Origin of the sequence: Amycolatopsis coloradensis, from assembly GCF_001953865.1 — a bacterium.
Taxonomy (GTDB): domain Bacteria; phylum Actinomycetota; class Actinomycetes; order Mycobacteriales; family Pseudonocardiaceae; genus Amycolatopsis; species Amycolatopsis coloradensis.
Genome location: NZ_MQUQ01000006.1, coordinates 103,225 through 128,649, shown reverse-complemented (window position 1 = coordinate 128,649; position 25,425 = coordinate 103,225). Strand labels below are relative to the sequence as shown.

Genomic DNA, 25,425 nt, shown 5'->3' with positions numbered 1-25,425 from the left:
GCACGTCGCAGCTCCGCCAACAGGCACCGAAACATCCATTCCGCCTCAACCGGCTGGATGGGGGGAAAGGACCAGCAGTGTTCGAGGAGATCAACGTCATCCGCGGTACGGAGATCCACCGGAGGACCCGGTTCGACCCGGGATCGCAGCTCCGCACCCTGATGAGCGAAGGCCCCATGTCCATCTTGGGTGTCGAGGATTGTCCCGAACCGCGGACCGCGTGGCTCGTCACCGGCTACGAGGAGATCCGGCAGGTTCTCGGTTCGGACAAGTTCAGCGCCAAGCTGCTCTGGGGTGGGACCGCGGCCGGGTTCACCTGGCCCGGTTTCCTCACCCAGTACGACCCGCCGGAGCACACGCGCCTGCGCCGGATGGTGGTTTCCCCGTTCGCCGTCCGGCGGATGGAGAAGTTCCGGTCGCGGATCGAGCAGGTCATCGAGTCGGCGCTGGACGACATCGAGGCCATCGGCGGCCCGGTGGACTTCGTGCCGCACTTCGGGTGGGCCGTCGCGACGACGGTGACGTGCGACTTCCTCGGCATCCCCCGCGACGACCAGGCGGATCTGTCGCGCGCCCTCCACGCCAGCCGGGCCGAGAAGTCCGGCAAGAAGCGCGTGGCGGCGGGGAACAAGTACATGACCTACATCGAACAGGTCGTGGCTCGCACCCGCCGCGATCCCGGTGACGACATGTTCGGTGTCGTGGTGCAGGAGAACGGCGACGAGATCACCGACGCCGAACTGAAAGGGGTGGCCGCGTTCATCATGGGCGCGGGCGGGGACCAGATGGCTCGTTTCCTCGCGGCGGGTGCCTGGCTGATGGCCGAGAACGCCGACCAGTTCGCGGTGCTCCGGGACACCCCGGAAGCCGTCCCGGATTGGCTCGACGAGGTCGTCCGCTATCTCACCACCGACGAGAAGCTCACCCCGCGGATCGCGATGGAGGACGTGCGCATCGGTGATTGCGTCATCAAGGAAGGCGACACCGTCACCTGCTCCTTGCTGGCCGCGAACCGCCAGCACTTCCCCGGCCCGGAGGACCGGTTCGACATCACCAGGGCGAGGCCGGCGCACGTCGCCTTCGGGCACGGCATCCACCACTGCCTCGGCAGGCCGCTGGCCGAACTGGTGTTCCGGACGGCGATTCCGGCGCTGACCCACCGCTTTCCCACGCTGAAGCTGGCCGAACCGGACCGCGAGATCAAACTGGGTCACCCGCCGTTCGACGTGGAAGCCCTGTTGCTCGATTGGTAGCGGTGGTCGTGAGTGGCGATCAGCCTGGACCCGTGCTCATGTCGCGAAAGCCACTTTCGGGACATCAGACGTCGCGAAAGTGGCTTTCGCGACATGTCACCTTTGCCCTTCCCCTCAAGAGACCCGTCACAGAGGAGATACCCCGTGAGCGCCGACAATCCGCTCCCGCTCCACATTCGACGGCAGGGTCTGGATCCGGCGGACGAACTGCTGTCGGCCGGCACCTTGACCAAGGTCACCGTCGGCTCCGGCGCGGACGCCGAGTCCGCCTGGATGGCCACCGGGCACGCCGTCGTCCGGCAGGTGCTCGGCGATCACAAGAAGTTCAGCACCCGGCGCCGCTGGGACCCGCGTGACGAGATCGGCGGGAAGGGCGTCTTCCGGCCGCGGGAACTGGTCGGCAACCTGATGGACTACGACCCGCCGGAGCACACCCGGCTCCGGCAGCTGGTGACCCCGGCGTTCACCCTGCGCCGGATGCGGCGGATGGGGCCGTACATCGACCAGATCGTGGCGGACCGGCTCGATGCCATGGAGCAGGAGGGATCCCCCGCCGATCTGATCGAGCTGGTCGCCGACGAGGTGCCGGGAGCCGTGCTGTGCGAGCTGATCGGGGTGCCCCGTGACGACCGCGCCATGTTCATGCAGCTGTGTCACCGGCATCTCGACGCCTCGCTGAGCCAGCGGAAACGGGCGGCCGTCGGCGAGGCGTTCTCCCGCTACCTGCTGGCCATGATCGCCAGGGAACGGAAGGACCCCGGCGAGGGGCTGTTCGGGTCGATCGTCGCCGCACACGGCGACGCGGTCACCGACGAGGAGCTGAGAGGTTTCTGCGTGCAGGTGATCCTGGCGGGTGACGACAACATCTCCGGCATGATCGGGCTCGGTGTGCTGGCGCTGCTGCGGCACCCCGAGCAGATCGCCGCGTTGCGCGGCGACGATCAGTCGGCGGACCGGGCTGTCGACGAATTGCTCCGCTACCTGACGGTCCCGTATGCGCCGACACCCCGGACCGCGATGGAGGACGTCACCATCGCGGACAAGGTGATCAAGGCAGGGGAGTCGGTCATCTGCTCGCTCCCGGCGGCGAACCGTGACCCCGCGCTGCGACCGGACGTCGATCGTCTCGACGTCACGCGTGAGCCCATTGCCCATGTCGCGTTCGGGCACGGCATCCACCATTGCCTGGGAGCCGCGCTGGCCCGCCTCGAACTGCGAGCGGTCTATACCGCACTGTGGCGGCGTTTCCCCGCGTTGCGGCTCGCGGATCCCGACCAGGAAACAGAGTTCCGCCTGACCACCCCCGCGTATGGCTTGACCAGCCTGATGGTCGCTTGGTGACCGGTTCGCCTTTTCCGAGGGAGACACAAATGGTGATCGTGATGGCGCCCGGCGCCTCGGCGCACGAGATCGACGCGCTCGTCTCGGTGGTGGAGAGAGCGGGCGGCACGGCGTCCGTCAGCCGGGGGGTCAGCCGGACGATCATCGGGCTGGTCGGTGACATCGAACGGTTCGAGACGCTCGGCCTGCTCGGCAAACCCGGGGTCGCCGACGTGCTGCGCGTCTCGGTGCCCTACAAACTGGTGAGCCGTGAGAACCATCCGGCGCGTTCGGTGGTCCGCGTCGCGGGGGTGCCCATCGGCCCCGGCACGATGACCTTGATCGCGGGCCCGTGCGCGGTCGAGACGCCGCGGCAGACCCTCGCCGCCGCACGAATGGCGCAGCAGGCGGGCGCGTCCCTGCTGCGTGGCGGCGCCTACAAGCCGCGGACTTCGCCGTACGCCTTCCAAGGGCTCGGCGAGGACGGCCTGCGCATCCTGGCCGACGTCCGGGAGACGACGGGGATGCCCGTGGTCACCGAGGTGGTCAGCGCGCACGACGTGTCCCTCGTGACCGAGTACGCGGACATGCTCCAGGTCGGCACGCGGAACATGCAGAACTTCGCGCTCCTGCAAGCGGTCGGCGACTGCGGCAAGCCGGTGATGCTCAAACGGGGCATGAACGCCACGATCGAAGAGTGGTTGATGGCCGCCGAGTACATCGCCCAGCGGGGCAACCTCGACATCGTGCTCTGCGAACGGGGTATCCGGACGTTCGAAACGGCCACCCGCAACACCCTCGACGTCTCCGCGGTCCCGGTCGCGCAGGGGCTGACCCACCTGCCGGTGATCATCGACCCGTCGCATTCCGGCGGACAGCGCGAACTGGTGCTGCCGTTGTCCCGCGCGGCGATGGCGGCGGACGCGGACGGCCTGATCATCGACGTGCATCCCACCCCGGAAGAGGCGCTGTGCGACGGCCCCCAAGCGCTCGTCGCCGACGACCTCGCCGAGCTGGGCCGGGCCGTCCGTGAGTTCCCGCCCCTGCTCGGCCGCCACCTCACCGCGGGAGCGAGCCTCGTGGCGTGATCGCCTGCCCGGCGCCGAACACACACGCCTCCCGCCGGAACGCGCGTGTTCTCCCTCCCGTCACGCGTGATCGCCGTTCAGTCACGCGTGTTCTCCGTTCAGTCACGCGTAAGACCCGCAGGATCACGCGACACACTAGAAATCCTCGAGATCCGGGGCCGGTTATCGGCACCGCGCCGTCCAGTCCCCGAAGGCCTCCCGTTGTCCATGTGCGGTGCTGGACCTGCTCTCTGATTGCGGGTGGAATTGGGTCGCCAGAGTGCCCGGGCCGGTCGCGCCGGCGTCCATCCGGTGTCGTTCTCAGAACGCCACTCCTGGTCAGTGAAGGAGCTTCAGCTCGATATGGACCACGTTGTCGATGAGGTCGCGCCGGTCGTGGAACCGACCGAGAACTACATGATGAGAACGCTTTGCGACCCGCATGAGGACATGTTCGAACTCAGGGCGCACGGCCCGTTGTTCCGGACGGTCGGGGAAGCGAGCACTCAGCTGGGCGTCGACTTCGTCTGGCAGGCGATGGGCTACGACGTGGTGCGAAAGATCCTTGGTGATCACGAGAACTTCACGACGCGGCCCCGGCTGACCCAGTCGGAATCGGTGACCGGAAAAGGGAATCACGTGGCGTCCCAATTCGTCGGGCAGATTTCGACTTATGATCCGCCCGAGCACACCCGTCTGCGGAAAATGCTGACGCCGGAATTCACCGTCCGGCGGATCCGGCGTTTGGAGCCCGCGATCCAGGGCCTTATCGACGAGCGGCTCGAAGAGATGGAGGCGGAGGGACCGTCCGCGGATCTCCAGGGGTTGTTCGCCGATCCGGTGGGCGGGGGTGTCCTGTGCGAACTGCTCGGCATCCCGCGTGACGACCGGCACGAGTTCATCCGCCGGATCAGGCGGAACGTCGATTTCAACCGCGGGTTCAAGGAGCGGGCGAACGACAGCGCGGCGTTCAACCGGTACCTGACCGGCCTCATCACCCGGCAGCGGAAGGATCCCGACGACGGGTTCATCGGCATGCTCGTGCGAGAGCACGGGGACAATGTCACGGACGAGGAACTCAAAGGCCTGTGCACGGCGCTGATCCTCGGTGGTGTCGAGACCGTCGCCGGGATGATCGGTTTCGGGGTTCTCGCGCTCCTCGGCAATCCCGGGCAGATCGAAATGCTCCTCGCCGGTCGCGAGGAGGCCGATCGGGTGGTCACCGAACTGGTGCGTTACCTGTCGCCCGTGCAGCAGCCGAATCCCCGGATGGCGGTGAAGGACGTCGTCGTCGACGGGCAGCTGATCAAAGCCGGGGACTATGTCTTGTGCTCGATTCTCATGGCCAATCGGGACGAAGCGCTGACGCCGAATCCCAACGTCCTCGACGCGACCCGTCCGCCGATTTCGGACGTCGGTTTCGGGCACGGAATCCATTACTGCATCGGCGCGGCGGTGGCGAAGGTGATGCTGCGGATGTCCTATCAGACCCTGTGGCGCCGGTTCCCCGGGCTGCGCCTGACGGTGCCCATCGAGGAGATCAAGCACCGCAACGCTTTCGTCGATTGCCCGGACCGGTTGCCGGTCACCTGGTAGCGGACCACAGGCCAAGTTCAACGACCACAGCGAATTGACACTCGAACGAGGAATGGTGGGATATGTCGGCGGAAGAGTTCGATGTGGTGGTGGCCGGTGGCGGGCCTGGCGGCTCGACCGTCGCCACCTTGGTGGCCATGCAGGGGCACCGGGTCCTGCTGCTGGAGAAAGAGGTCTTTCCCCGCTATCAGATCGGTGAGTCGCTGCTGCCCGCCACGGTGCACGGGGTGTGCCGGATTCTCGGCGTCGCGGACGAACTGGCCAACGCCGGATTCCCGATCAAGCGTGGCGGCACGTTCCGCTGGGGTGCCCGCCCGGAGCCGTGGACGTTCCACTTCGGCATCTCGGCCAAGATGACCGGCTCGACGTCGCACGCCTATCAGGTCGAGCGGGCGAAGTTCGACCAGATCCTGTTGACCAACGCCAAGAGCAAGGGCGTCGTCGTACGCGAGGGGTGCTCGGTCGACGACGTGGTGGAAGACGGCGAGCGCGTGACCGGGCTGCGGTACACCGATCCCGACGGCAACGAGCGTGAGGTGTCGGCGCGCTTCGTGATCGACGCGTCGGGCAACAAGAGCAGGCTGTATTCCAAGGTCGGCGGTACGCGGAACTATTCGGAGTTCTTCCGCAGTCTGGCGCTGTTCGGATATTTCGAGGGCGGTAAGCGGCTGCCCGCGCCGGTCTCGGGCAACATCCTGAGCGTGGCCTTCGACAGCGGCTGGTTCTGGTACATCCCGCTGAGCGACACGCTGACCAGTGTCGGCGCGGTGGTGCGCCGGGAGGACGCCGACAAGATCCAGGGCGACCGCGAGAAGGCGCTCATGGACCTGATCGGCGAGTGCCCGTTGATCTCGGAGTACCTGTCGAACGCGACCAGGGTGACGACCGGCCAGTACGGGGAGTTGCGGGTCCGCAAGGATTATTCGTACCAGCAGACGACTTTCTGGCGGCCGGGAATGGTCCTGGTCGGTGACGCCGCGTGTTTCGTGGACCCGGTGTTCTCCTCCGGTGTGCACCTGGCGACCTACAGCGCGCTGCTGGCGGCCCGGTCGATCAACAGCGTCCTCGCGGGCGACCTGGACGAGAAGACCGTGCTGACCGAGTACGAGGCGCGCTATCGCCGCGAATACGGCGTGTTCTACGAATTCCTCATGTCGTTCTATCAGATGAACGTGAACGAGGAATCGTATTTCTGGCAGGCCAAGAAGGTCACGAAAAACGAGAACACCGACATCGAGTCGTTCGTCGAGTTGATCGGTGGCGTGTCCTCCGGTGAGACGGCGCTGACGGCCGCCGACCGGATCGCCGAGCGCAGTGCCGAATTCGCCGCGGCCGTGGATCAGATGGCGAGCGGCGACGGGGACAACATGGTGCCGATGTTCAAGTCACACGTGGTCAAGCAGGCCATGCAGGAAGCGGGCCAGGTGCAGATGAAGGCGATCCTCGGTGAGGACGCCGAACCGGAGATGCCGCTGTTCCCCGGCGGGCTGGTGGCCTCGCCCGACGGGATGAAGTGGCTGCCGTACCACCCGGCTTGAGTGGCCTAGCGGAGAGGGGACGCACATGCGTGTGCTGATTTCGGGCTGTGGATCACGCGGCGATGTCGAACCGCTGGTGGCCTTGGCCGTGCGGTTGCGGGAACTCGGTGCGGAGGTGCGGGTGTGCGCACCGCCGGATTACGTGGAGCGGTGCGCCGCCGTCGGGGTGCCGATGGTGCCCATAGGACGGCCGGTGCGCGCGGGGGCACGCGAGCCGGGAGTCCTGCCGCCCGGGGCGCCCGAGGTCGCGGCCGAGGTGATCGCCGAGCAGTTCGACCGGCTTCCGGAGGCCGCCGAGGGATGTGACGTGGTGCTGGCGACCGGTTTGCTACCCACCGCGGTCGCCGCCCGGTCGGTGGCCGAGAAGCTGGGCATCCCCTACTTCTACACCGTTCTCTGCCCGGACCATCTGCCGACGGCGCACACTCCGGCACGGCGGGCCCAGTACAACGAGGGTGCCGACCGGTTCGCCGGTGGCGCGGTCAACGGTCAGCGGGCCTTGATCGGCCTGCCGCCGGTGAAGAACCTTTTCGACTACGGCTACACCGATCGGCCGTGGCTGGCGGCGGATCCGACCCTTGCCCCGCTGCGGCCGGGCGAGGAGGCGGTGCAGACCGGCGCGTGGATCCTGCCCGACGACCGGCCCCTTCCGGCCGAGCTGGAGGCGTTCCTGGACGCCGGGCCGGCACCGGTGTACGTCGGTTTCGGCAGCTCGCTCAAAACCGCCGACGCCGACAGGGTGGCCATCGAGGCGATCCGCGCACAGGGCCGCCGGGTACTTCTTTCGCGTGGCTGGGCCGAGCTGGACCTGCCCGATGACGGGGACGACTGCTTCGCCGTCGGCGAGGTGAACCTTCAAGCGTTGTTCGGCCGGGTGGCCGCCACCATCCACCACGATGGCGCGGGCACGACGCACGTGGCCACGCGGGCGGGCGCCCCTCAGATCGTGGTACGCCACATCATCGAGCAGGTGTACTACGCGGGCCGGGTGGCGGACCTCGGTATCGGTGCGGCACTCGATGGCCCGACTCCGACGTTCGAGTCCTTGTCGGCGGCGCTCGAGGAGGCTTTGTCGCCGGAAACCCGTGCGCGGGCGAAGGAGGTGGCCGACGCGATCCGTACCGACGGGACCTCGGTCGCCGCGGAATTGCTGTTCGACGCGGTCAGCCGGGAAAGGCCGTCCGTTTCCGTGTGAACCCTACTGAACCGAGGGCTCGTAATGCGTGTGTTGTTGTCGACGTCCGGCAGCCGCGGGGATGTCGAACCGTTGGTGGCCTTGGCGGTTCGGTTGCGGGAGCGGGGCGTCCAGGTGCGGATGTGCGCGCCGCCGGACGCCGCCGAACGGCTGGCCGAGGTCGATGTGCCGTTGGTGCCGATCGGCCGTCCGGCGCGCCCGAAGGCGCATGGGGCGGCACGGCCGTCACGCGAGGAGATGGCCCGGTTCATGGCCGAGGCGATCACCTTGCAGTTCGACGAGGTCCCCGCGGCCGCCGAGGGATGTGACGCGGTGGTGACGACCGGCCTCCTGCCCGCGGCGGTCGGCGTCCGGTCGGTGGCCGAGAAGCTGGGCATTCCCTACTTCTACGCCTTCTACTGCCCGATCTACGTGCCGTCGCCGTACTACGCGCCGCCGCCACCGATCGGCGAGCCGCCCGCGCCGGACGGGACCGACATCCGGGCGCTGTGGGACCGGAACAACCAGAGCGCCCGGAACCGGTACGGGGAGACGCTCAACGGCAGGCGCGCCGCGGTCGGCCTGCCGCCGGTGGAGGACATCTTCGGTTTCTGCTACACCGAGCGGCCTTGGGTGGCGGCGGATCCGGTACTGGCCCCGTCGCAGCCGACGGAACTCGACGTCGTGCGGACGGGCGCGTGGCTCCTGCCCGACGAACGGCCGCTTCCGGCCGAGCTGAAGGCGTTTCTGGACGACGGCCCGCCGCCGGTGTACGTGAGTTTCGGCAGTATGCGCGCACAGGCCGACGCCGCCCAGTCGGCCATCGAGGCCGTCCGCGCGCAGGGCCGTCGGGTGATCCTCGGTCGCGGCTGGGCCGATCTGGTCCTGCCCGACGAGCGGGAAGACTGCCTCGCCGTCGGCGAGGTGAACCACCAGGCGTTGTTCGGCCGGGTGGCCGCCGTCGTCCACCACGGTGGCGCGGGTACGACCACCGTGGCCGCCGGTGCGGGCGTCCCCCAGGTGCTGGTGCCCCAGATCGCGGACCAGCCGTACTACGCCGGCCGGGTGGCGGAACTCGGTATCGGTGCGGCGCTCGACGGTCCGGCGCCGACGTTCGAGTCCCTGTCGTCGGCGCTCGCCACGGCCTTGGCCCCGGAAACCCGTGTGCGGGCGAAAGAGGTGGCCGGGACGATCCGTACTGACGGGGCGTCGGTGGCCGCGGACCTGCTCCTCGCCGCGGTCGGCCGGGAAAAGCCGTCTGTCCCCGCCTGAACCCAACCTACGGAACTGGGGTTACGCAATGCGTGTGTTGTTGTCGACGTCCGGCAGTCGCGGAGATGTCGAACCGTTGGTGGCCTTGGCGGTTCGGTTGCGGGAACGCGGTGCCCAGGTGCGGATGTGCGCGCCGCCCGCGTCCGCGGAGCGGCTGGCCGAGGTCGGGGTTCCGCTGGTGCCGGTCGGCATGCCGCAGCGCGTGATGTTGCAGGACGGGATGCCGCCGCCGTCGCCCGAGGACGAGCGACGGCTCGAGGCCGGGTTGGTCGCCATGCAGTTCGACCGGGTCCCGGCGGCCGCCGAAGGGTGCGACGCGGTGGTGACGACCGGAGAGCTGGCCGCCGCGGCCGCCGTGCGGTCGGTGGCCGAGAAGGCGGGCATCCCCTACTTCTACGCCGCCTACAGCCCGGTTTACCTGCCGTCGGCGCATTTCCAGCCACCCCTGGACGAGCGAACCGAACCGGGCGTGACCGACAACCGGGTGCTGTGGGAGCAGCGGCACCACCGTTTCTCCCGGCGCTTCGGCGGCCCGCTCAACAGCCGGCGGGCCTCGATCGGCCTGCCGCCGGTGGAGAACCTCTTCGACTACGCCTACACCGATCGGCCATGGCTGGCGGCGGATCCGGTGCTCGCCCCCGTGCAGCCGGATCTCGACGCCGTGCAGACCGGAGTGTGGGGCCTACCCGACGAACGGCCTCTTTCAGCGGAGCTGGCGGCTTTCCTGGACGCCGGGTCGGCGCCGGTCTACGTGGGTTTCGGCAGCGCGACCGGAACCGCCGACGCCGCGAGCGTGGCCATCGAGGCGAGCCGTGCCGCGGGCCGCCGGGTGATCCTCTCCCAAGGCTGGGCCGATTTGGCCCTGCCCGACGACCGGGACGACTGCTTCGCCGTCGAGGAAACGAACCTTCAGGTGCTGTTCGGCCGCGTGGCCGCCGTCATCCACCCGGGTAGCGCGGGCACCACGCACGTCGCCGCGCGGGCCGCCGTCCCCCAGGTCGTGATCCCCCGGTACACGGACCAGCCGTACTTCGCCGTCCGGGTGGCCGAGCTGGGCATCGGCGCGGCACACGAGGTCGCGGACCCGACGTTCGAGTCCCTGTCGGCCGCGCTCGCCACGGCCTTGGCCCCGGAAACTCGCACGCGAGCGAAGGCGGTGGCCGCCACGATCCACGCGGACGGGGCGGCGGTGGCCGCGGAACTGGTGCTCGACACCGTCAAGTGACGGCCTTTCCCCCTCGATTCGTCATCACGTCCGGAGGTACCGGGGTGTCCGCAACACTCGCCTATCTGCCGTCGCCGTCTCAGGACTTCGTGCCTGACGGCAAATCCGACCGCTGGGCGGTATGGCGTTCACCGGCCGGTCAGCCGCGGTGGGCCCGTCCCGCGTTGCTGGGCATCGCGTTCGTCGCGGCGGTGCTCTATGCCTGGAACCTGCCGCTGGTCGACTACGCGCCGCTGTACTCGGAAGCCGTCAAGAGCATGTCCGGGAGCTGGAAGGGATTCCTGTTCGGCGCCATCGACGCGGAAGCGACGTACACGCTCGACAAGCTCGCCGGATCGTTCGTCCCCCAGGTCGTTTCGGCGAAGATCTTCGGCTATCACGCATGGTCTCTCGCGCTGCCACAGGTGATCGAGGGCGTGATCTCGGTACTGGTGCTGTACCGGGTCGTGCGGCGGTGGGCGGGAGTGGCCCCCGGGCTGCTCGCCGCGGGTATCTTCGCCCTCACCCCGGTCGCCGCGTCCATGTTCGGGCACAGCATGCACGACGGTTTCCTGACGATGTGCCTGGTGCTCGCCGTCGACGCGTATCAGCGCGCCGTCCTGGAGGCACGGCCGCGGTCGCTGGTGCTGGCCGGGGTCTGGGTCGGGATCGGTTTCCAGGCCAAAATGGTGCAGGCATGGATGATCCTGCCCGCGTTGCTGGTGGGCTATCTGCTGTCCGCGCCGGTCGAAACGCGCCGCCGGATGAAGCATCTGGGGATCGCCGGGGTGGTGACCTTGGCGGTCTCGCTGTCGTGGATCGCGCTCTACACCTTCACCCCGGCCGCGGACCGGCCTTACGTCGACGGCAGCACGAACAACAGCGCCGCCGCGATGGTGTTCGGATACAACGGTCTCGGGCGGGTGGGCATCACCATCCCCGGTGCCAGGGAGGTCACCGACGGCGACGTCCCGATCGTCGTCCCGGACGCGCCACCTCCCCCGATGGTCGACATCATGCCCACCATCAGGGGGAATCCGTGGGAGGACCCGACGAAGGCGACGAGCAGGGAAAGCCCGCAGGGGTGGGGCAAACTGTTCGACGGGCATCTTCCCGTCGCCGTCGGCTGGTTGTATCCGCTCACGGTGCTGGCACTGGTGTGCGGGCTCTGGTGGGGGCGCCGGGCCGAGCGCACCGACCCGGTGCGCGGCGGGGTGGTGATGTGGGGAGTCTGGCTGCTGACCTTCGGCCTGATCTTCAGCGTGGGCACCGTCCCGCACACCGCGTATGTGGCCTCACTCGCGCCTCCGGTCGCCGCGCTCTCCGCCCTCGGCATCGTGATTTTCTGGCGGGCGTACCGCGGTGGCGGCAAGCAGGCGTGGCTACTGCCGATCGCGGTCGCGGCCGAACTGGCCTGGGGCGCCTGGCTGTGGTCGCACTACCCGAACTTCCTGCCGTGGGCCAAATGGGGCACGCTCGCGCTCGGCGCGGTCGCCGTCGTCGCGCTGGTTCTGGTGCGAGCGCTCAAAACCGCCTCCACCACCGTGGTCACGGCGGCGCTCGCGCTCGGCGTGGCCGCCATGCTGGCCGCACCCGCCGTGTACGCCATTTCGGTACTGGACCCCGATTACGCCGGCGCGTCCTACGACGCCAACGCCGGGCCGGAGTCGGGCAAGATCCCGGGTGGACCGCAGTCGGGAGAGATGCCGGACCGACCGGAGCCCGGCGGTATGCCGGGCGGGCCGGGTGGCATACCGGGTGACGGCGGTATGCCTGGCGGCATACCGGGTGACGGCGGCGGTGGGTGACCCGACCCTCTCGGTGCCGGCGCCCTGGTGCCTTGAAGTACCTGAAGGCCTCCTTGCTTGCGCCTAGTGTCGAGTGATCCGTTTGGTCTCTTCCCACAGACGGGGATCATGCGTGATCAGACGGCGATCACGCGTGATTGGACGGGGATCACGCGTGATTGGACGGGGATCACGCGTGATTGGACGGGGATCACGCGTGATTGGACGGGGATCACGCGCGATCGCCGTCCAATCACGTGTAAGACCCGAAGGATCACACGACTCTAGGTACAGGAAGGGGTCCTTCATGTACTTGGGAAAGGTGCCGCTTCACGCGCCATCGTTGTGACTGGCGGTGTTAGTGGGCTACCGGCGAGCCTCCACGAACCGCGGGCCCGAATCGAGACTAACGACCCCTCACCGTGTGGATTTCGGTGCGTTGCCTGACCCGAAATCCACACAGTCCCCCACGCCCCTCCGACGGCACCGTCACCGCCATCCCGGATGTCGCGAAAGCCACTTTCGGGACATCAGACGTCCCGAAAGTGGCTTTCGCGACACGGCCACGCACTTTCTCCCGACGCCAACCGACCGCAACTAGAGGACTACTTGCGGCAGGTACTCCTCCCGAAATACGCCCTCGCAACCTGCCGCTCTTCCCTACCCCTCGATAACCGCCTACCCGTATTCTGGCCGCATGAGTGAACAAATCGCGCGTGGAACGGTGCGGACCACCCGCTCGGATGTTCTGCTCGCCTCGGCAGGCGAGCGAGGAGTTCTGTGTGGCATTTACGACGAGGACGCCGCGGACACTTATCACGATCTGATGCAGGACGCGGACGGTACTTCCGAGGCGCGGGAGTTCGCGAACCGGGTCGATCCGGGATCCGGGCCGGTGCTGGAACTCGCGGCCGGAACGGGGAGGGTGACGTTCCCCTTCCTGGCTCTCGGTTTCGAGGTGGCCGCTCTCGAACTGTCGACCGCGATGATCGCCACCCTGCGGAAGGGGCTGGAAGACCTGCCGCCGGAGGTCCGGGATCGGTGCACCGTGGTGCACGGGGACATGACCGCCTTCGCGTTGGAAGAACGCTTCGAGACGGTGATCGTCAGCTCGGGTTCGATCAACGTCCTTGACGACGCCGACAGGCCTGGTCTGTACGCGTCGGTTCGCGAGCATCTCGCGCCCGGCGGGCGATTCCTGCTCGCGGTGGCCGTGGCGGAAGCCGTCAAGCCGGATTCACCGGAGCGACAGCAAGAGCTTTCGGGGCTGAGCGGCCGCCGGTACGTGTTGCACGCGAAGATGCTGGCGGGGGAGGAGATCCACGAGATCACCATCTGCCCCGCGGACGAAGCGGCCGATCCCTTCGTCGTCTGCACCAACCGCATCAGGCTCCTGAAGGCGGATCAGATCGTACGGGAGCTCGAACAAGCCGGATTCCGCGTGACCGGGCGGACCCCGTTCGCGTCGGCCGGGCAGGGCTCTGAAGACGTGTTGTTGCTGGAGGCATCGTTGTGACCCGGATTCTGGCGATCTCCCCTCATTTGGACGACGCTGTCCTGTCCTTCGGGGCAGGCTTGGCGCAGGCGGCGCAAAACGGCGCGAAGGTGACCGTCTACACGGTGTTCGCCGGTGTCGCGCGGCCTCCTTATTCGCCGGCGGCGGAGCGGATGCATTCGATCTGGGGAATTTCCCCGGACGAAGACGCGGTACTGCATCGCCAGAAGGAGGACATCGCCGCGCTCGGCCACCTGGGAGCGGAGCATGTGCACGGCGAGTTCCTCGACTCCATCTACCGCAAGGCGCCGGACGGCCGGTGGCTGACCGACCATGTGGAAGGCCGCCAGAAACTGAAGATCGAAAAGCAGGCGCCGGAGAGCAATCTCGCTCTCTTCAGCGAGGTCAAGGCCGCCATCGGATCGGTGGTCGGGGAATTCGCGCCGACGCTGATCGTCACGTGCGCGGCGCTCAGTGCTCACATCGACAACGAGATCACGCGGGACGCTTCACTGGCCGTCGCAAGCGAGCGAGGCATTCCGATCCGGCTGTGGGAAGACATCCCGCACGCGACCTTCGGATCGGGGAAGATCGAACTTCCGCGGGGCTTCCGGCTCGGAGACCCCGCTTTCGGCTCCGTCGAGTCCGAAGCGCGGACCCGGAAATTCCAAGCGCTGGAACTGTATCCGTCCCAGCTGGTGATGTTCGACGGGCCCGAAAAGAACTTCTTCGGTGCTCTTGACGAGCACGCCGGGAAGAATTCGCCGGACGGCGGATACGGTGAAGTCTCCTGGCCGGTCATTGTCCCCGAAAGCGACAGCTGAGAACGTGCCCGAGCGCCACGCCGAGGAAGGCGTGGCGCTCGCACGCGTTCAGGGCAGCCGCGAGGTGATCAGGTCGGCGAGCCGCGACACGCCCTCCTCGATCAGTTCCGGGGTGAGCAGGCTGATCGACAGCCGGAGCTGGTTGAACCCGCCCTTGCCGCCGTAGAAGTGATGCATCGGGGTGAACAACACGCCGTGGTCGCGCGCGGCGTGCGCCAGCAGTTCGTCGTCGACGACGAAAGGCACCGTGACGGTGACGAAGAATCCACCCGTCGGGGTGTTCCAGCCGACGCCATCGCACGCGCCGAGCCTGCGATCGAGTTCGCCGAGGGTGAGGCGAAGGTTGCGCTGGTAGATGCCGATCTCCCGCGCGTTGGCCTTGACCAGGCTGAAGCCGTTGAGAAGGAGCTTCCCGGCGATCACCGCCTGCGCGATGGGGGAGGTGTTCACCGTGAGCATGCCCTTGAGCTTCGAAAGCTGGTCGGCGAACAGGCCGCCGTCCGCCATCCGCTGATCCGCCACCGCGTAGCCGACCCGGGCGCCGGGCATGCCGGTCTTGGCGAAGGAACCGAGATAGACCACGGTGCCCGACCGATCGAGAGACTTCAGCGTGGGGAGCCGCTCGGCGCCGAAGAGCCCGTACGCGTTGTCCTCCAAGAGAAGGATGCCGTGCGCCTCGGCCACTTCGAGGAGGCGGCGGCGGGACGGCAGATCCATGCTGGTACCGGTGGGGTTGGCGAAGTTCGGTGTCACGTAACAGGCCCGGACCCGTTTGCCCTGTTCGTCGGCACGCTTCAACTGGATCACGAGGTCTTCGGGGTCGATGCCGTTTTCGGTGGACCGGACCGGCCAGACGGGGGTGTCGGTGAGCAGTGCCGCGCCGGTCAGGCCGACGTAGGTGGGGGCGGGCGCGAGCAGCACGTCCCGGTCGCTCGCCCGCAGCGTGCGGAGAACCAGGAACATGGCCTCCTGTGCGCCGACGGTGACGACGACGGACTCGGGGGCGACGTCGATTTCCTCGTCTTCGGCGAGATTCCGCGCGATGAGATCGGCGATGACACCCTTCGTGGTGCCGTATTGGAAGATGGTGCGGGTGACTCCCGCCTCGTCCATTTTCCGATCGGTGCGGAGATGGTCGCAATAGGCGTCGATGTACTCGTGAACGAGACGGATGTCGAAGAACTCTTCGTACGGCCGTCCTGCCGCCATGGAAATGGCCACAGGGTATTCGTCGATCAACTCGTTGAGCAGGTTCATCGACGAGATGGCCGGATCGGTGAGCGATCCGTGCAGCGTTTCCACGTTCAGCTGGGTGGACAGACCGTTTGAATCCATGAATACTAGAATTTCCATCGGCCGTTGAGGTGTCAAGAACGGACCGTGGACGTCCGGGACGATTTCCCCGGCGCGCTCCGGGGCGTCCATCGCCGAATACTCCGGACACTCGATCTCTGCAGGTACGGTCAGCTCCGTGCCGCAGCATCTGGGGAGAACAGAACCGTTGAGGGGAAACACTTTCGCGCTGCGCCCGAACCGCACTCCCGGAGGAGCCTCATGCTGATGACGACCGAGAACGGGATCCGGTTGTCCTACACCGACTGTGGCGACGGCCCACCGGTACTGCTGTTGACCGGCACCGGGGCGCCGAGTTCGGTGTGGGACCTGCACCAGGTACCCGCGCTCCGCGCCGCCGGATTCCGGGTGATCACCATGGACAATCGAGGAATCCCGCCGAGCGACGGCGGTGCCGGCGGATTCACCGTCGACGACCTCGTCGCGGACGTGGCCGCCCTGCTCGACTACCTCGACGCGACGCCGTGCCGGGTGATCGGCACGTCGATGGGCTCGTACATCGCGCAGGAACTGGCACTCGCCCATCCGGAGCTGCTGGATTCGGTCGTGTTGATGGCGGCCTGCGGCAAGAGCAGTCTCGTGCAGCGGGAACTCGCGGAGGGTGAGGCGAAGCTCATCGAGCAGGGCATCGAGCTGCCACCGGGTTTCCTCGCCGCCGTCCGCGCCATGCACAACCTGGGGCCCGCGACGCTCGCCGACGACGACCTCGCCGGTGACTGGCTCGACCTGTTCGCGGCGACGGGTTCCCGGGGGCCGGGTGTCCGGGCGCAGTTGCTGCTGAGCGCGTTGCCCGACCGGCTCGACGCGTACCGCGCGATCAAGGTGCCCAGCCACGTCGTCTCGTTCGAGCACGACCTCGTGGCGCCACCGGCGGCCGGAGAAGAACTGGCCGCCGCGATTCCCGGCGCGACGCACCGCACGATTCCCGGGTGCGGACATTTCGGCTACCTGGAGAACCCGGAACCGGTGAACCGCGAGCTGATCCGGTTCCTCCGCACCGAATCCCGCGAGACACTGGGGGAAACCGCATGACCGTCCTTCCGGCGGCCACGACACCTGCCCTGTTCGAAGCGACCGCGGCCGTGCTGCCGGATCGGCCCGCGGTGGCGATGGACACCACCACGCTCACCTACGCCGAGCTGAACGGTGAAGCCAACCGGCTCGCGCGAAGGCTCGTCGCGCACGGGGTCGGCCCGGAGCGGCTGGTCGCGCTGGCGATGCCGAGGTCGATCGAGTTCGTCATCGCGATCCTGGCCGTGCACAAGGCGGGCGCCGCGTACGTGCCCGTCGACCCGGACTATCCGGAGGAACGCAAGCGGCACATGCTGGACGACACGGCGGCGCACTGCCTGCTGTGCCTGCCGGGTCAGGACGTGGACGGCGCTTCCCTCGTCGTGAGGGTGGAACGGGAGCCGGGCCTTGCCGAGCCGGACCTGGCCGACCGGGACCGGATCGGCCCGCTGCTTCCCGACCATCCCGCGTACGTCATCTACACCTCGGGCTCGACAGGGAAGCCGAAGGGCGTGCTGGTCACGCACCGCGGGATCCCGAATCTGGCCGACGACTACGTGCGCCGCCAGAAACTGGGGCCGGAGAGCAGGTTGCTGGCCTTCGCGTCGCCCAGTTTCGACGCCGCGGTCGCCGAGTTCTGGCCGATCTGGCAGGCCGGTGGGTGCCTCGTGCTGGCTTCCGCGCCGGATCTGGTCCCCGGCGAGCCGCTCGGCAGGCTGGTGCGCGACCAGGGCATCACCCATGTCACGCTGCCGCCGTCCGCGCTGGCACCGCTGGAGGAGTCCGGCGGCCTGCCCCCGGGGCTGACCCTCCTGGTCGCGGGCGAGGCGTGCCCCGCACCGGTCGCGAAACGCTGGGCCATGGACCGCGTGATGATCAACGCGTACGGCCCCACCGAAGTCACTGTCGCGGTGACCGCGAGCGAGCCGCTGACCGGTGAGGACACCCCGCCGATCGGCAGGCCGATCACCGGTGTCCGCACCTACGTCCTGGACGAGCGGCTGCGGCCGGTCCCGGACGGCGACGTCGGCGAGCTGTACACGGTCGGCCCCGGCCTCGCCCGCGGTTACCTCCGAAGAGCGGCCGCGACCGCGGAGCGTTTCCTGCCGAATCCGTTCGGGGAGCCGGGTGGCCGCATGTACCGCACCGGTGACCGGGTGCGGACGCGTCCGGACGGCCAGTACGTCTTCGTCGGCCGCGCCGACGATCAGCTGAAAGTGCGTGGCCACCGGATCGAGCCGGGTGAGGTCGAGGCCGCGCTGCTCGCGGTGGACGGGGTGGCCCAGGCCGTGGTGACCATGCACGACAACCGCCTCGTCGCCTATGTGGTCGGCGCCGCGGGCGGGCGGGTGGCGGCCGAAGACCTCCTCCCGCCCTTGCGGGAACGGATGCCGTCGTACCTGGTACCCGACGTGGTCGTCGGCCTGCCGCGGCTGCCGACCTCGCCGAACGGCAAGGTCGACCGGACCGCCCTGCCCGATCCCGACGGGGAGAGCGCCGGACGGGTGGCCTCGGGACGGGCACCGGGCACACCGACGGAGATCCTGCTCGCGGAGCTGTTCGCCGAAGTGCTCGGCGTCGGCAGCGTCGGCGTCGACGACAGCTTCTTCGAGATCGGCGGCCATTCGCTGCTCGCGACCCGGCTGGTGAGCCGGATCCGTGAACGACTGAAGATCCGGCTGAGGGTGCAGGCCTTCTTCGACGCGCCGACCGTGGCCCGGCTCGCCAAGGTGCTCGACGGCGCCCTCACCTGATCTGGAGACCCTGTCATGCGGACGACGAACGCCGTCGATCTCGGCGACCCTGATCTGTACACGACCTTGGAGCGCCACGCCCGCTGGCGCCAGCTCGCGCTGGAAGACGCGATGGTGTGGAGCGAGCCGGGCAGTTCACCCACCGGTTTCTGGTCCGTGTTCTCGCACCAGGCGTGCGCCGCGGTCCTCGCGCCCTCCGCGCCGTTCACCTCCGAGTACGGGATGATGATCGGCTTCGACCGCGACAACCCGGACAAGTCGGGTGGCCGGATGATGGTGGTCTCCGAACAGGAGCAGCACCGCAAATTGCGCAAGCTGGTCGGCCCGCTGCTTTCGAGGGCGGCCGCGCGGAGACTCTCGGAGCGGGTGCGGACCGAGGTGCGCGGCGTGCTCGACCGAGTGCTCGACGGTGAGGTGTGCGACGTCGCCGCGGCGATCGGCCCGCGTATCCCCGCCGCCGTCGTCTGCGAAATCCTCGGTGTGCCCGCCGAGGACGAGGACATGCTCATCGACCTGACCAACCACGCGTTCGGCGGTGAGGACGAGCTGTTCGACGGGATGACGCCGCGGCAGGCGCACACCGAGATCCTCGTCTACTTCGACGAGCTGATCTCCGCGCGCCGCGCGAGCCCCGGCGACGATCTCGTCAGCACGCTCCTGACCGACGACGAGCTCACCGTCGACGACGTGGTGCTCAACTGCGACAACGTGCTGATCGGCGGCAACGAGACCACGCGGCACGCGATCACCGGTGCGGTGCACGCGTTCGCCACGGTGCCCGGCCTGCTCGAACACGTCCGGGAGGGGAGTGCCGACGTCGACACCGTCGTGGACGAGGTGCTGCGCTGGACCTCGCCCGCGATGCACGTGCTCCGCGTGTCGACCGGCGAGGTCACGGTCAACGGCCGTGACCTGCCGCCCGGCACGCCGGTGGTGGCGTGGCTGCCGGCCGCGAACCGGGATCCCGCCGTGTTCGACGACCCCGACACCTTCCGCCCAGGGCGGAAACCCAATCGGCACATCACCTTCGGGCACGGGATGCACCACTGCCTCGGGTCCGCGCTCGCGCGGATCGAGCTGGCCGTTGTGCTGCGAGAGGTGGCGGAGCGGGTGTCGAAGGTGGAACTGGTGAAGGAACCGGCCTGGTTGCGCGCGGTCGTCGTCCAGGGCTACCGGGAACTTCAGGTGCGGTTCACCCGCCGCTGACCTGTCTGTCCGATGTGGACGCCAACTGTCAACCGGACAACGTTGATGCGATATGGGGTTCGCGTCATCCTGTGAATGAGGATTACATCTATTCCACGGAGGAATGTCTTGTCTTCTCAAGAAACCACGCAGAATTTCGAGATCGACTATGTGGAAATGTATGTGGCCGACCTCGAGGTGGCCGCGTCCGGCTGGATGGACAAGTACGGCTTCTCCGTCGCCTCCACCGACCGCTCGGCCGACCACCGGAGCGTGACGCTGCGGCAGGGGCCGATCGCACTGGTCCTCACCGAACCGACGTCGGACCGCCACCCAGGGGCGACCTACCTGCAGACACACGGCGAAGGGGTGGCCGACATCGCGCTGCGCACCCCGGACGTGGCCGCCGCTTTCGCCGCCGCGGTGGCGGGGGGCGCCCAGCCCATCCTTGAGCCGGCCGAGCGCGCGGAGGCGGTCGTCACGGCCACCGTCAGCGGTTTCGGCGATGTCGTGCACACCCTGATCCAGCGCGACGGCGCGGGTGAAGCGCCGGAAGCCTTCCGCGGCAAGGGAGACCTGGCGCTGCTCGCGATCGATCACTTCGCGGTCTGCCTGAACGCGGGGGATCTCGGCCCCACGGTGGCGTTCTACGAACGCGCCCTCGGCTTCAAGCAGATCTTCGAGGAGCACATCGTCGTCGGTGCCCAGGCGATGAACTCCACCGTCGTGCAGAGCGCGTCGGGCGAGGTCACCCTCACCCTGATCGAGCCCGACAAGAACGCCGACCCCGGCCAGATCGACGACTTCATCAAGGAACACCACGGTGCGGGCGTCCAGCACATCGCCTTCACCAGCCCGGACGCGGTCCGTGCGGTCAAGGAGCTTTCCGCGCGCGGGGTGGAATTCCTGAAGACCCCGGACGCCTACTACGACCTGCTCGGCGAGCGGATCGAGCTGGAGACGCATTCGCTGGACGACCTGCGCGAGACGAAGCTGCTCGCCGACGAGGACCACGGCGGCCAGCTGTTCCAGATCTTCACCGCTTCCACGCATCCGCGTAAGACCATCTTCTTCGAGATCATCGAGAGGCAGGGCGCGGGTACTTTCGGCAGCTCCAACATCAAGGCCCTGTACGAGGCCGTGGAGCTGGAACGGACCGGGCAGAGCAAGCTCGGCCCCGCCCGTCGATGACACACCTCTGCCTCGACGACCTCGAACGTGCCGCACGGGACGTTCTCCCCGGCGAGATCTGGGACTTTCTCGCCGGGGGCAGCGGCACGGAGGCCTCTCTGGAGGCCAACCGCGCCGCGCTCGAGCGGATCTTCCTGGTACCGCGGATGCTGCGTGACCTGACCGGCGGCACCGTCGAGGCCGAGGTGCTCGGACGGCCCGCCGCACTGCCGATGGCGGTCGCACCGGTGGCGTACCAACGGTTGTTCCACCCCGACGGTGAACTCGCCGCGGCACGCGCGGCCAGGGACGCCGGCGTGCCGTACACCATCTGCACGCTGAGCAGTGTTCCGCTGGAGGAGATCGCGGCCGTCGGTGGACGGCCGTGGTTCCAGCTGTACTGGCTGCGTGACGAGAAGCGATCGCTGGAACTCGTGCGCCGCGCGGAAGACGCCGGCTGCGAGGCGATCGTGTTCACCGTCGACGTGCCGTGGATGGGGCGGCGGTTGCGGGACATGCGGAACGGCTTCGCGCTGCCGGAGCAGGTCACGGCGGCCAACTTCGACGCCGGAGCGGCCGCGCACCGTCGCACCCGGGGACACTCGGCGGTGGCGGACCACACCGCGCGTGAGTTCGCCCCGGCCACCTGGGAAGCCGTGGAAGCGGTCCGTGCGCATACGGACCTTCCGGTGGTGCTCAAGGGGATCCTCGCGGTCGAGGACGCGAGCCGTGCCGTCGACGCGGGTGTCGCCGGAATCGTGGTGTCCAACCACGGAGGCCGTCAGTTGGACACCGCCGTACCGGGAATCGAGATGCTGGGCGAGATCGCCGGGGTAGTCTCCGGAGGCTGCGAAGTGCTGCTGGACGGAGGGATCCGGAGCGGTGGCGACATTCTCAAGGCGCTCGCGCTGGGGGCGTCGGCCGTCCTGGTCGGGCGGCCCGTGATGTGGGGGCTCGCCGCGGGCGGCGAGGACGGCGCCCGGCAGCTGTTCGACCTGCTCGCCGTCGAATTCCGGAACGCGCTGGGTCTCGCGGGCTGTGACTCGGTGAGCGCGGCCCGGCGGCTGAGCACGAGAGTCCCTCACTACGGGTCTTGAGTGACAAGGAGGGTTATCGATGGGTGAGCCAAATGGGGCGTGACCTAGTCCCTCCGGGGTGCCCGTTCCCGCGCGGCCTGGCCCCGTGTGCATGTCGCGAAAGCCACTTTCGCGACGTCTGATGTCCCGAAAGTGGCTTTCGCGACACACCACAGTCGCTCTGCCCCTCGAAAACCCCGAAGGAGGAAAGTGCTTCTCTCGCTTCCCGCGCCGGTCGCCCCGATCGCCGCCCACAGTCTTCTGATCTTCTTGCTCCAGGCCGGTCTGCTGCTCCTGCTCGCCGTCGTCTTCGGACGGCTGACCGCCCGGTTCGGGATGCCCTCGGTGGTCGGCGAGCTGTTCGTCGGGGTGCTGCTCGGCCCGTCGTTACTGGCGTGGGCGGTACCGGGACTGCACGGCTGGCTGTTCCCCGCCTCCGCCGAGCAGTACCACCTTCTCGACGGCGTCGGTCAGATCGGGGTCCTGCTGCTGGTCGGCCTCACCGGTATGCAGATGGACATGCGCATGGTCCGGCGTCGCTTCGGCGCCGCCGCGGGAGTCGGCTTCGGTGGCCTCGTCCTCCCTCTCGGCCTCGGTATCGGCGCGGGCTTCGTCCTGCCGAAGATGCTGATCCCCGAAGGCACCGAAGTCACCGTCTTCGCGTTGTTCCTCGGCGTGGCGATGTGCGTCAGCGCCATCCCGGTCATCGCCAAAACCCTCATCGACATGAACCTGTTGCACCGCAACGTCGGACAGCTCACGCTCGCCGCGGGCATGATCGACGACGTGTTCGGCTGGCTGTTGCTGTCCGTCGTCAGCGCGATGGCGGTCAACGCCGTGACCTCCGGCACCGTGATCCTTTCCCTCGCCTACCTGATCGCCATCGTCGCCTTCGCGTTCACACTCGGCAGGCCGCTGGTGCGGGGCGCGCTGCGCGTCGCGGGCAAGTCCGACGGTCCCGGCGCCACCGTCGGCGTCGTCGTCGCCCTGCTTCTCCTCGCCTCGGCCGGTACCCACGCCCTCGGCCTGGAAGCCCTCTTCGGGGCTTTCGTCTGCGGCATCCTGATCGGCACCGCGGGCAAGGTGGACCCGGCCAAGCTCGCCCCTCTGCGCACGGTCGTCTTGGCCGTCTTCGCGCCGCTTTTCTTCGCCACGGCGGGGTTGCGCATGGATCTCACCGCACTGATCCGGCCTCAGGTCCTGCTCACCGGCCTGGCGGTGCTCGCCTTGGCCATCATCGGCAAGTTCGTCGGCGTGTACGCCGGCGCGCGGTTCAGTGGCCTGAACAAATGGGAAGGGCTGGCGCTCGGCGCCGGGCTGAACGCGCGAGGGGTCATCGGGATCATGGTGGCCACCGTCGGCCTGCGGCTGGGCATTCTCGGCGTGGAGATCTACACGATCGTCATCCTCGTCGCCATCGTCACTCCGTTGATGGCCCCGCCGATCCTGCGGTTCGCGGTGAAGAGGATCGAGCTGACCGCCGAGGAAGAAGTACGCGAGAACGAGCATCGGGCGTGGACGTCGCAACCGGCGGCGAACCAGCAGGAGCGGATTCTCTAGCGTCGCGGGTCAGGGTGTCGTGAGTGGCGATTCGGATTCTTTTGAGAGGCGGGTGCCGGTGACCGGACCGCGACCCTCACACCCCCTCAGCCGACGCCGCATGTAGGCACGACTTCCCACTTACGACCTATGCCTCACCCCTCAAAAGAACGGCGACCCGGATTTCGTCCGGTAGGGGAATTGGACGATCTGGACCGGTGAGATCGGCCGAAGCTACCTTTCACGGTGTTCTCCACTGCGCCCCGTGAAAGGTGGACACAAGGGAAGTTTTCAGTGCCGGCCAATGCCCACTCAACGACCTGGAGCAGTGCGATGACCACCTACGTCCGGGATCAGCTCGGCGAGTACGACGAGGAACGACAACGCGTCCTCGAGGGCGTCGGCGGCCTGCCCATTCCCGCGGTGCGTCCTCGCGACGACCGCGGCCACGCGGAGCGCATCGCCTTGTCGGCCGCGACGACCGACGGGGTGCACATGCGCACCGAGGACGTCCGCGCCTGGATCGCCGAACGCCGTGAGGCCAACGTCTTCCACGTCGAACGCATTCCCTTCGCGGATCTGGACCAGTGGGGATTCGAGGAGGCGACCGGCAATCTCGTGCACCGGAGCGGACGGTTCTTCACCATCGAGGGCCTGCACGTGGTCGAGGCCGACGGCCCCCACGGCGACGGCCCCTACCGCGAGTGGCAGCAACCGGTCATCAAACAGCCCGAAGTGGGCATCCTCGGCATCCTGGGCAAGGAGTTCGACGGGGTCCTGCACTTCCTGATGCAGGCCAAAATGGAACCGGGAAACCCCAACCTGGTGCAGTTGTCGCCGACCGTGCAGGCCACCCGCAGCAACTACACAAAGGCGCACGGCGGGACGAACGTCAAGCTGATCGAGTACTTCGCCCCACCCGATCCCGAACGGGTCATCGTCGACGTTCTCCAGGCGGAGCAAGGGTCGTGGTTCTTCCACAAGTCCAATCGCAACATGATCGTCGAGACCGTCGACGAAGTGCCGATGTGGGACGACTTCTGCTGGCTCACGCTCGGCCAGATCGCGGAACTGATGCACGAGGACGAGACGATCAACATGAACGCCAGGAGCGTGTTGTCGTGTCTTCCGTACCAGGACCTGGCTCCCGGCGCGCTGTTCTCCGACGTCCAGCTCCTCTCGTGGTTCACGAACGAGCGTTCGCGCCACGACGTGCGTGCCCGCCGCATCCCGCTCACGGACGTCCGCGGCTGGAAGCAGAACGTCGAAGTGATCGAGCACGAGGACGGCCGTTACTTCAAGGTCCTCGCGGTCGCCGTGAAAGGCAGTAACCGCGAGAAGATCAGCTGGACCCAGCCGTTGCTCGAATCCGTCGGTCTCGGCGTCGTCGCGTTCCTCGTCCGCGAGATCGACGGGGTGCCCCACGTTCTGGTGCACGCCCGCGCCGACGGCGGCTTCCTGGACACGGTCGAGTTGGCGCCGACCGTCCAGTGCACTCCCCACAACTACGCGCACCTGCCGCCGGAGAACCGGCCGCCCTTCCTCGACGCGGTCCTGGACGCTCCGCGGTCGAGGATCCGTTACGAGGCGATACATTCCGAAGAAGGCGGCCGTTTCCTCAACGTCAGGGCCCGCTATCTCGCGGTCGACGCGGACGAAACCGTCGATCCGCCGCCCGGCTACGCCTGGGTCACCCCGGCCCAGCTGACCGCGCTCACCCGGCACGGGCATTACGTCAACGTCGAGGCCCGCACGCTTCTCGCCTGCATCAACGCCGCGACCGCACAGCCTCAAGGAAGTGCATGAA

Annotated in this window: 19 protein-coding genes; 18 read left to right on the top strand and 1 reads right to left on the bottom strand. The window is 68.0% G+C overall.

Translation table 11 applies throughout. The features are described 5' to 3' along the window. Positions 1 to 77: 77 nt before the first annotated feature. The 11 genes from BS329_RS14130 to BS329_RS14080 all read left to right on the top strand — a co-directional run bounded on the left by BS329_RS14130 (position 78) and on the right by BS329_RS14080 (position 14,530). Positions 78 to 1,253: a cytochrome P450 gene (locus BS329_RS14130; protein ID WP_076160574.1), complete on the top strand. Its 1,176-nt coding sequence runs from the start codon at positions 78 to 80 to the stop codon at positions 1,251 to 1,253. Between the two features lie 144 nt (positions 1,254 to 1,397). Continuing rightward, positions 1,398 to 2,594: a cytochrome P450 gene (locus tag BS329_RS14125; RefSeq protein WP_076160571.1), complete on the top strand. Its 1,197-nt coding sequence runs from the start codon at positions 1,398 to 1,400 to the stop codon at positions 2,592 to 2,594. Between the two features lie 29 nt (positions 2,595 to 2,623). Beyond that, entirely contained in the window at positions 2,624 to 3,661 is a 1,038-nt protein-coding gene (aroF, locus tag BS329_RS14120) for a 3-deoxy-7-phosphoheptulonate synthase (protein ID WP_076160568.1), read from the top strand. A gap of 342 nt (positions 3,662 to 4,003) precedes the next feature. After that, positions 4,004 to 5,236, top strand: coding sequence for a cytochrome P450 (locus BS329_RS14115; RefSeq protein WP_076160566.1), 1,233 nt, complete (start codon positions 4,004 to 4,006; stop codon positions 5,234 to 5,236). A gap of 62 nt (positions 5,237 to 5,298) precedes the next feature. Then, positions 5,299 to 6,774: a tryptophan 7-halogenase gene (locus BS329_RS14110; protein WP_076160564.1), complete on the top strand. Its 1,476-nt coding sequence runs from the start codon at positions 5,299 to 5,301 to the stop codon at positions 6,772 to 6,774. A 25-nt stretch (positions 6,775 to 6,799) separates the two neighbouring features. Next, positions 6,800 to 7,969, top strand: coding sequence for a glycosyltransferase (locus BS329_RS14105; protein WP_076160561.1), 1,170 nt, complete (start codon positions 6,800 to 6,802; stop codon positions 7,967 to 7,969). A gap of 24 nt (positions 7,970 to 7,993) precedes the next feature. After that, on the top strand, positions 7,994 to 9,220 hold the full coding sequence (locus BS329_RS14100) for a glycosyltransferase (RefSeq protein ID WP_076160558.1): 1,227 nt from the start codon (positions 7,994 to 7,996) through the stop codon (positions 9,218 to 9,220). A 28-nt stretch (positions 9,221 to 9,248) separates the two neighbouring features. Beyond that, positions 9,249 to 10,445 carry a glycosyltransferase gene (locus tag BS329_RS14095; protein WP_076160556.1) on the top strand — a complete coding sequence of 399 codons (1,197 nt, stop codon included), beginning with the start codon at positions 9,249 to 9,251 and terminating at the stop codon, positions 10,443 to 10,445. Between the two features lie 44 nt (positions 10,446 to 10,489). Continuing rightward, positions 10,490 to 12,232, top strand: coding sequence for a glycosyltransferase family 39 protein (locus tag BS329_RS14090; RefSeq protein WP_084749684.1), 1,743 nt, complete (start codon positions 10,490 to 10,492; stop codon positions 12,230 to 12,232). A 676-nt stretch (positions 12,233 to 12,908) separates the two neighbouring features. Next, a complete protein-coding gene (gene mpaM / locus BS329_RS14085; protein WP_076160553.1) occupies positions 12,909 to 13,727 on the top strand; it encodes a daptide-type RiPP biosynthesis methyltransferase in 819 nt (272 codons plus the stop codon). Then, on the top strand, positions 13,724 to 14,530 hold the full coding sequence (locus BS329_RS14080) for a PIG-L deacetylase family protein (protein WP_244197146.1): 807 nt from the start codon (positions 13,724 to 13,726) through the stop codon (positions 14,528 to 14,530). Before mpaM ends, BS329_RS14080 begins: the two co-directional genes overlap by 4 nt. A gap of 48 nt (positions 14,531 to 14,578) precedes the next feature. On the opposite strand, the gene BS329_RS14075 is transcribed toward BS329_RS14080, so the two are convergent. Continuing rightward, entirely contained in the window at positions 14,579 to 15,865 is a 1,287-nt protein-coding gene (locus BS329_RS14075; protein ID WP_076160547.1) for an aminotransferase-like domain-containing protein, read from the bottom strand. 219 nt (positions 15,866 to 16,084) lie between these two features. On the opposite strand from BS329_RS14075, the gene BS329_RS14070 reads away from it, so the two are divergent. The 7 genes from BS329_RS14070 (at position 16,085) to BS329_RS14040 (ending at position 25,424) form a co-directional block, all read left to right on the top strand. Then, positions 16,085 to 16,915, top strand: coding sequence for an alpha/beta fold hydrolase (locus BS329_RS14070; RefSeq protein WP_076160545.1), 831 nt, complete (start codon positions 16,085 to 16,087; stop codon positions 16,913 to 16,915). Next, on the top strand, positions 16,912 to 18,648 hold the full coding sequence (locus BS329_RS14065) for an amino acid adenylation domain-containing protein (protein WP_076160542.1): 1,737 nt from the start codon (positions 16,912 to 16,914) through the stop codon (positions 18,646 to 18,648). The genes BS329_RS14070 and BS329_RS14065 overlap by 4 nt, the downstream gene beginning before the upstream one ends. 15 nt (positions 18,649 to 18,663) lie before the next feature. After that, complete coding sequence (locus BS329_RS14060; protein WP_076160539.1) at positions 18,664 to 19,854, top strand: cytochrome P450; 1,191 nt, start codon at positions 18,664 to 18,666, stop codon at positions 19,852 to 19,854. A gap of 108 nt (positions 19,855 to 19,962) precedes the next feature. Beyond that, a complete protein-coding gene (gene hppD, locus BS329_RS14055) occupies positions 19,963 to 21,024 on the top strand; it encodes a 4-hydroxyphenylpyruvate dioxygenase (RefSeq protein WP_076160537.1) in 1,062 nt (353 codons plus the stop codon). Beyond that, positions 21,021 to 22,100, top strand: coding sequence for an alpha-hydroxy acid oxidase (locus BS329_RS14050; protein ID WP_076160535.1), 1,080 nt, complete (start codon positions 21,021 to 21,023; stop codon positions 22,098 to 22,100). Before hppD ends, BS329_RS14050 begins: the two co-directional genes overlap by 4 nt. Before the next feature lie 189 nt (positions 22,101 to 22,289). Continuing rightward, positions 22,290 to 23,639, top strand: coding sequence for a cation:proton antiporter (locus BS329_RS14045; RefSeq protein ID WP_076160532.1), 1,350 nt, complete (start codon positions 22,290 to 22,292; stop codon positions 23,637 to 23,639). 474 nt (positions 23,640 to 24,113) lie between these two features. Beyond that, positions 24,114 to 25,424, top strand: coding sequence for an NDP-hexose 2,3-dehydratase family protein (locus tag BS329_RS14040; protein ID WP_425266366.1), 1,311 nt, complete (start codon positions 24,114 to 24,116; stop codon positions 25,422 to 25,424). Position 25,425: the final 1 nt, after the last annotated feature.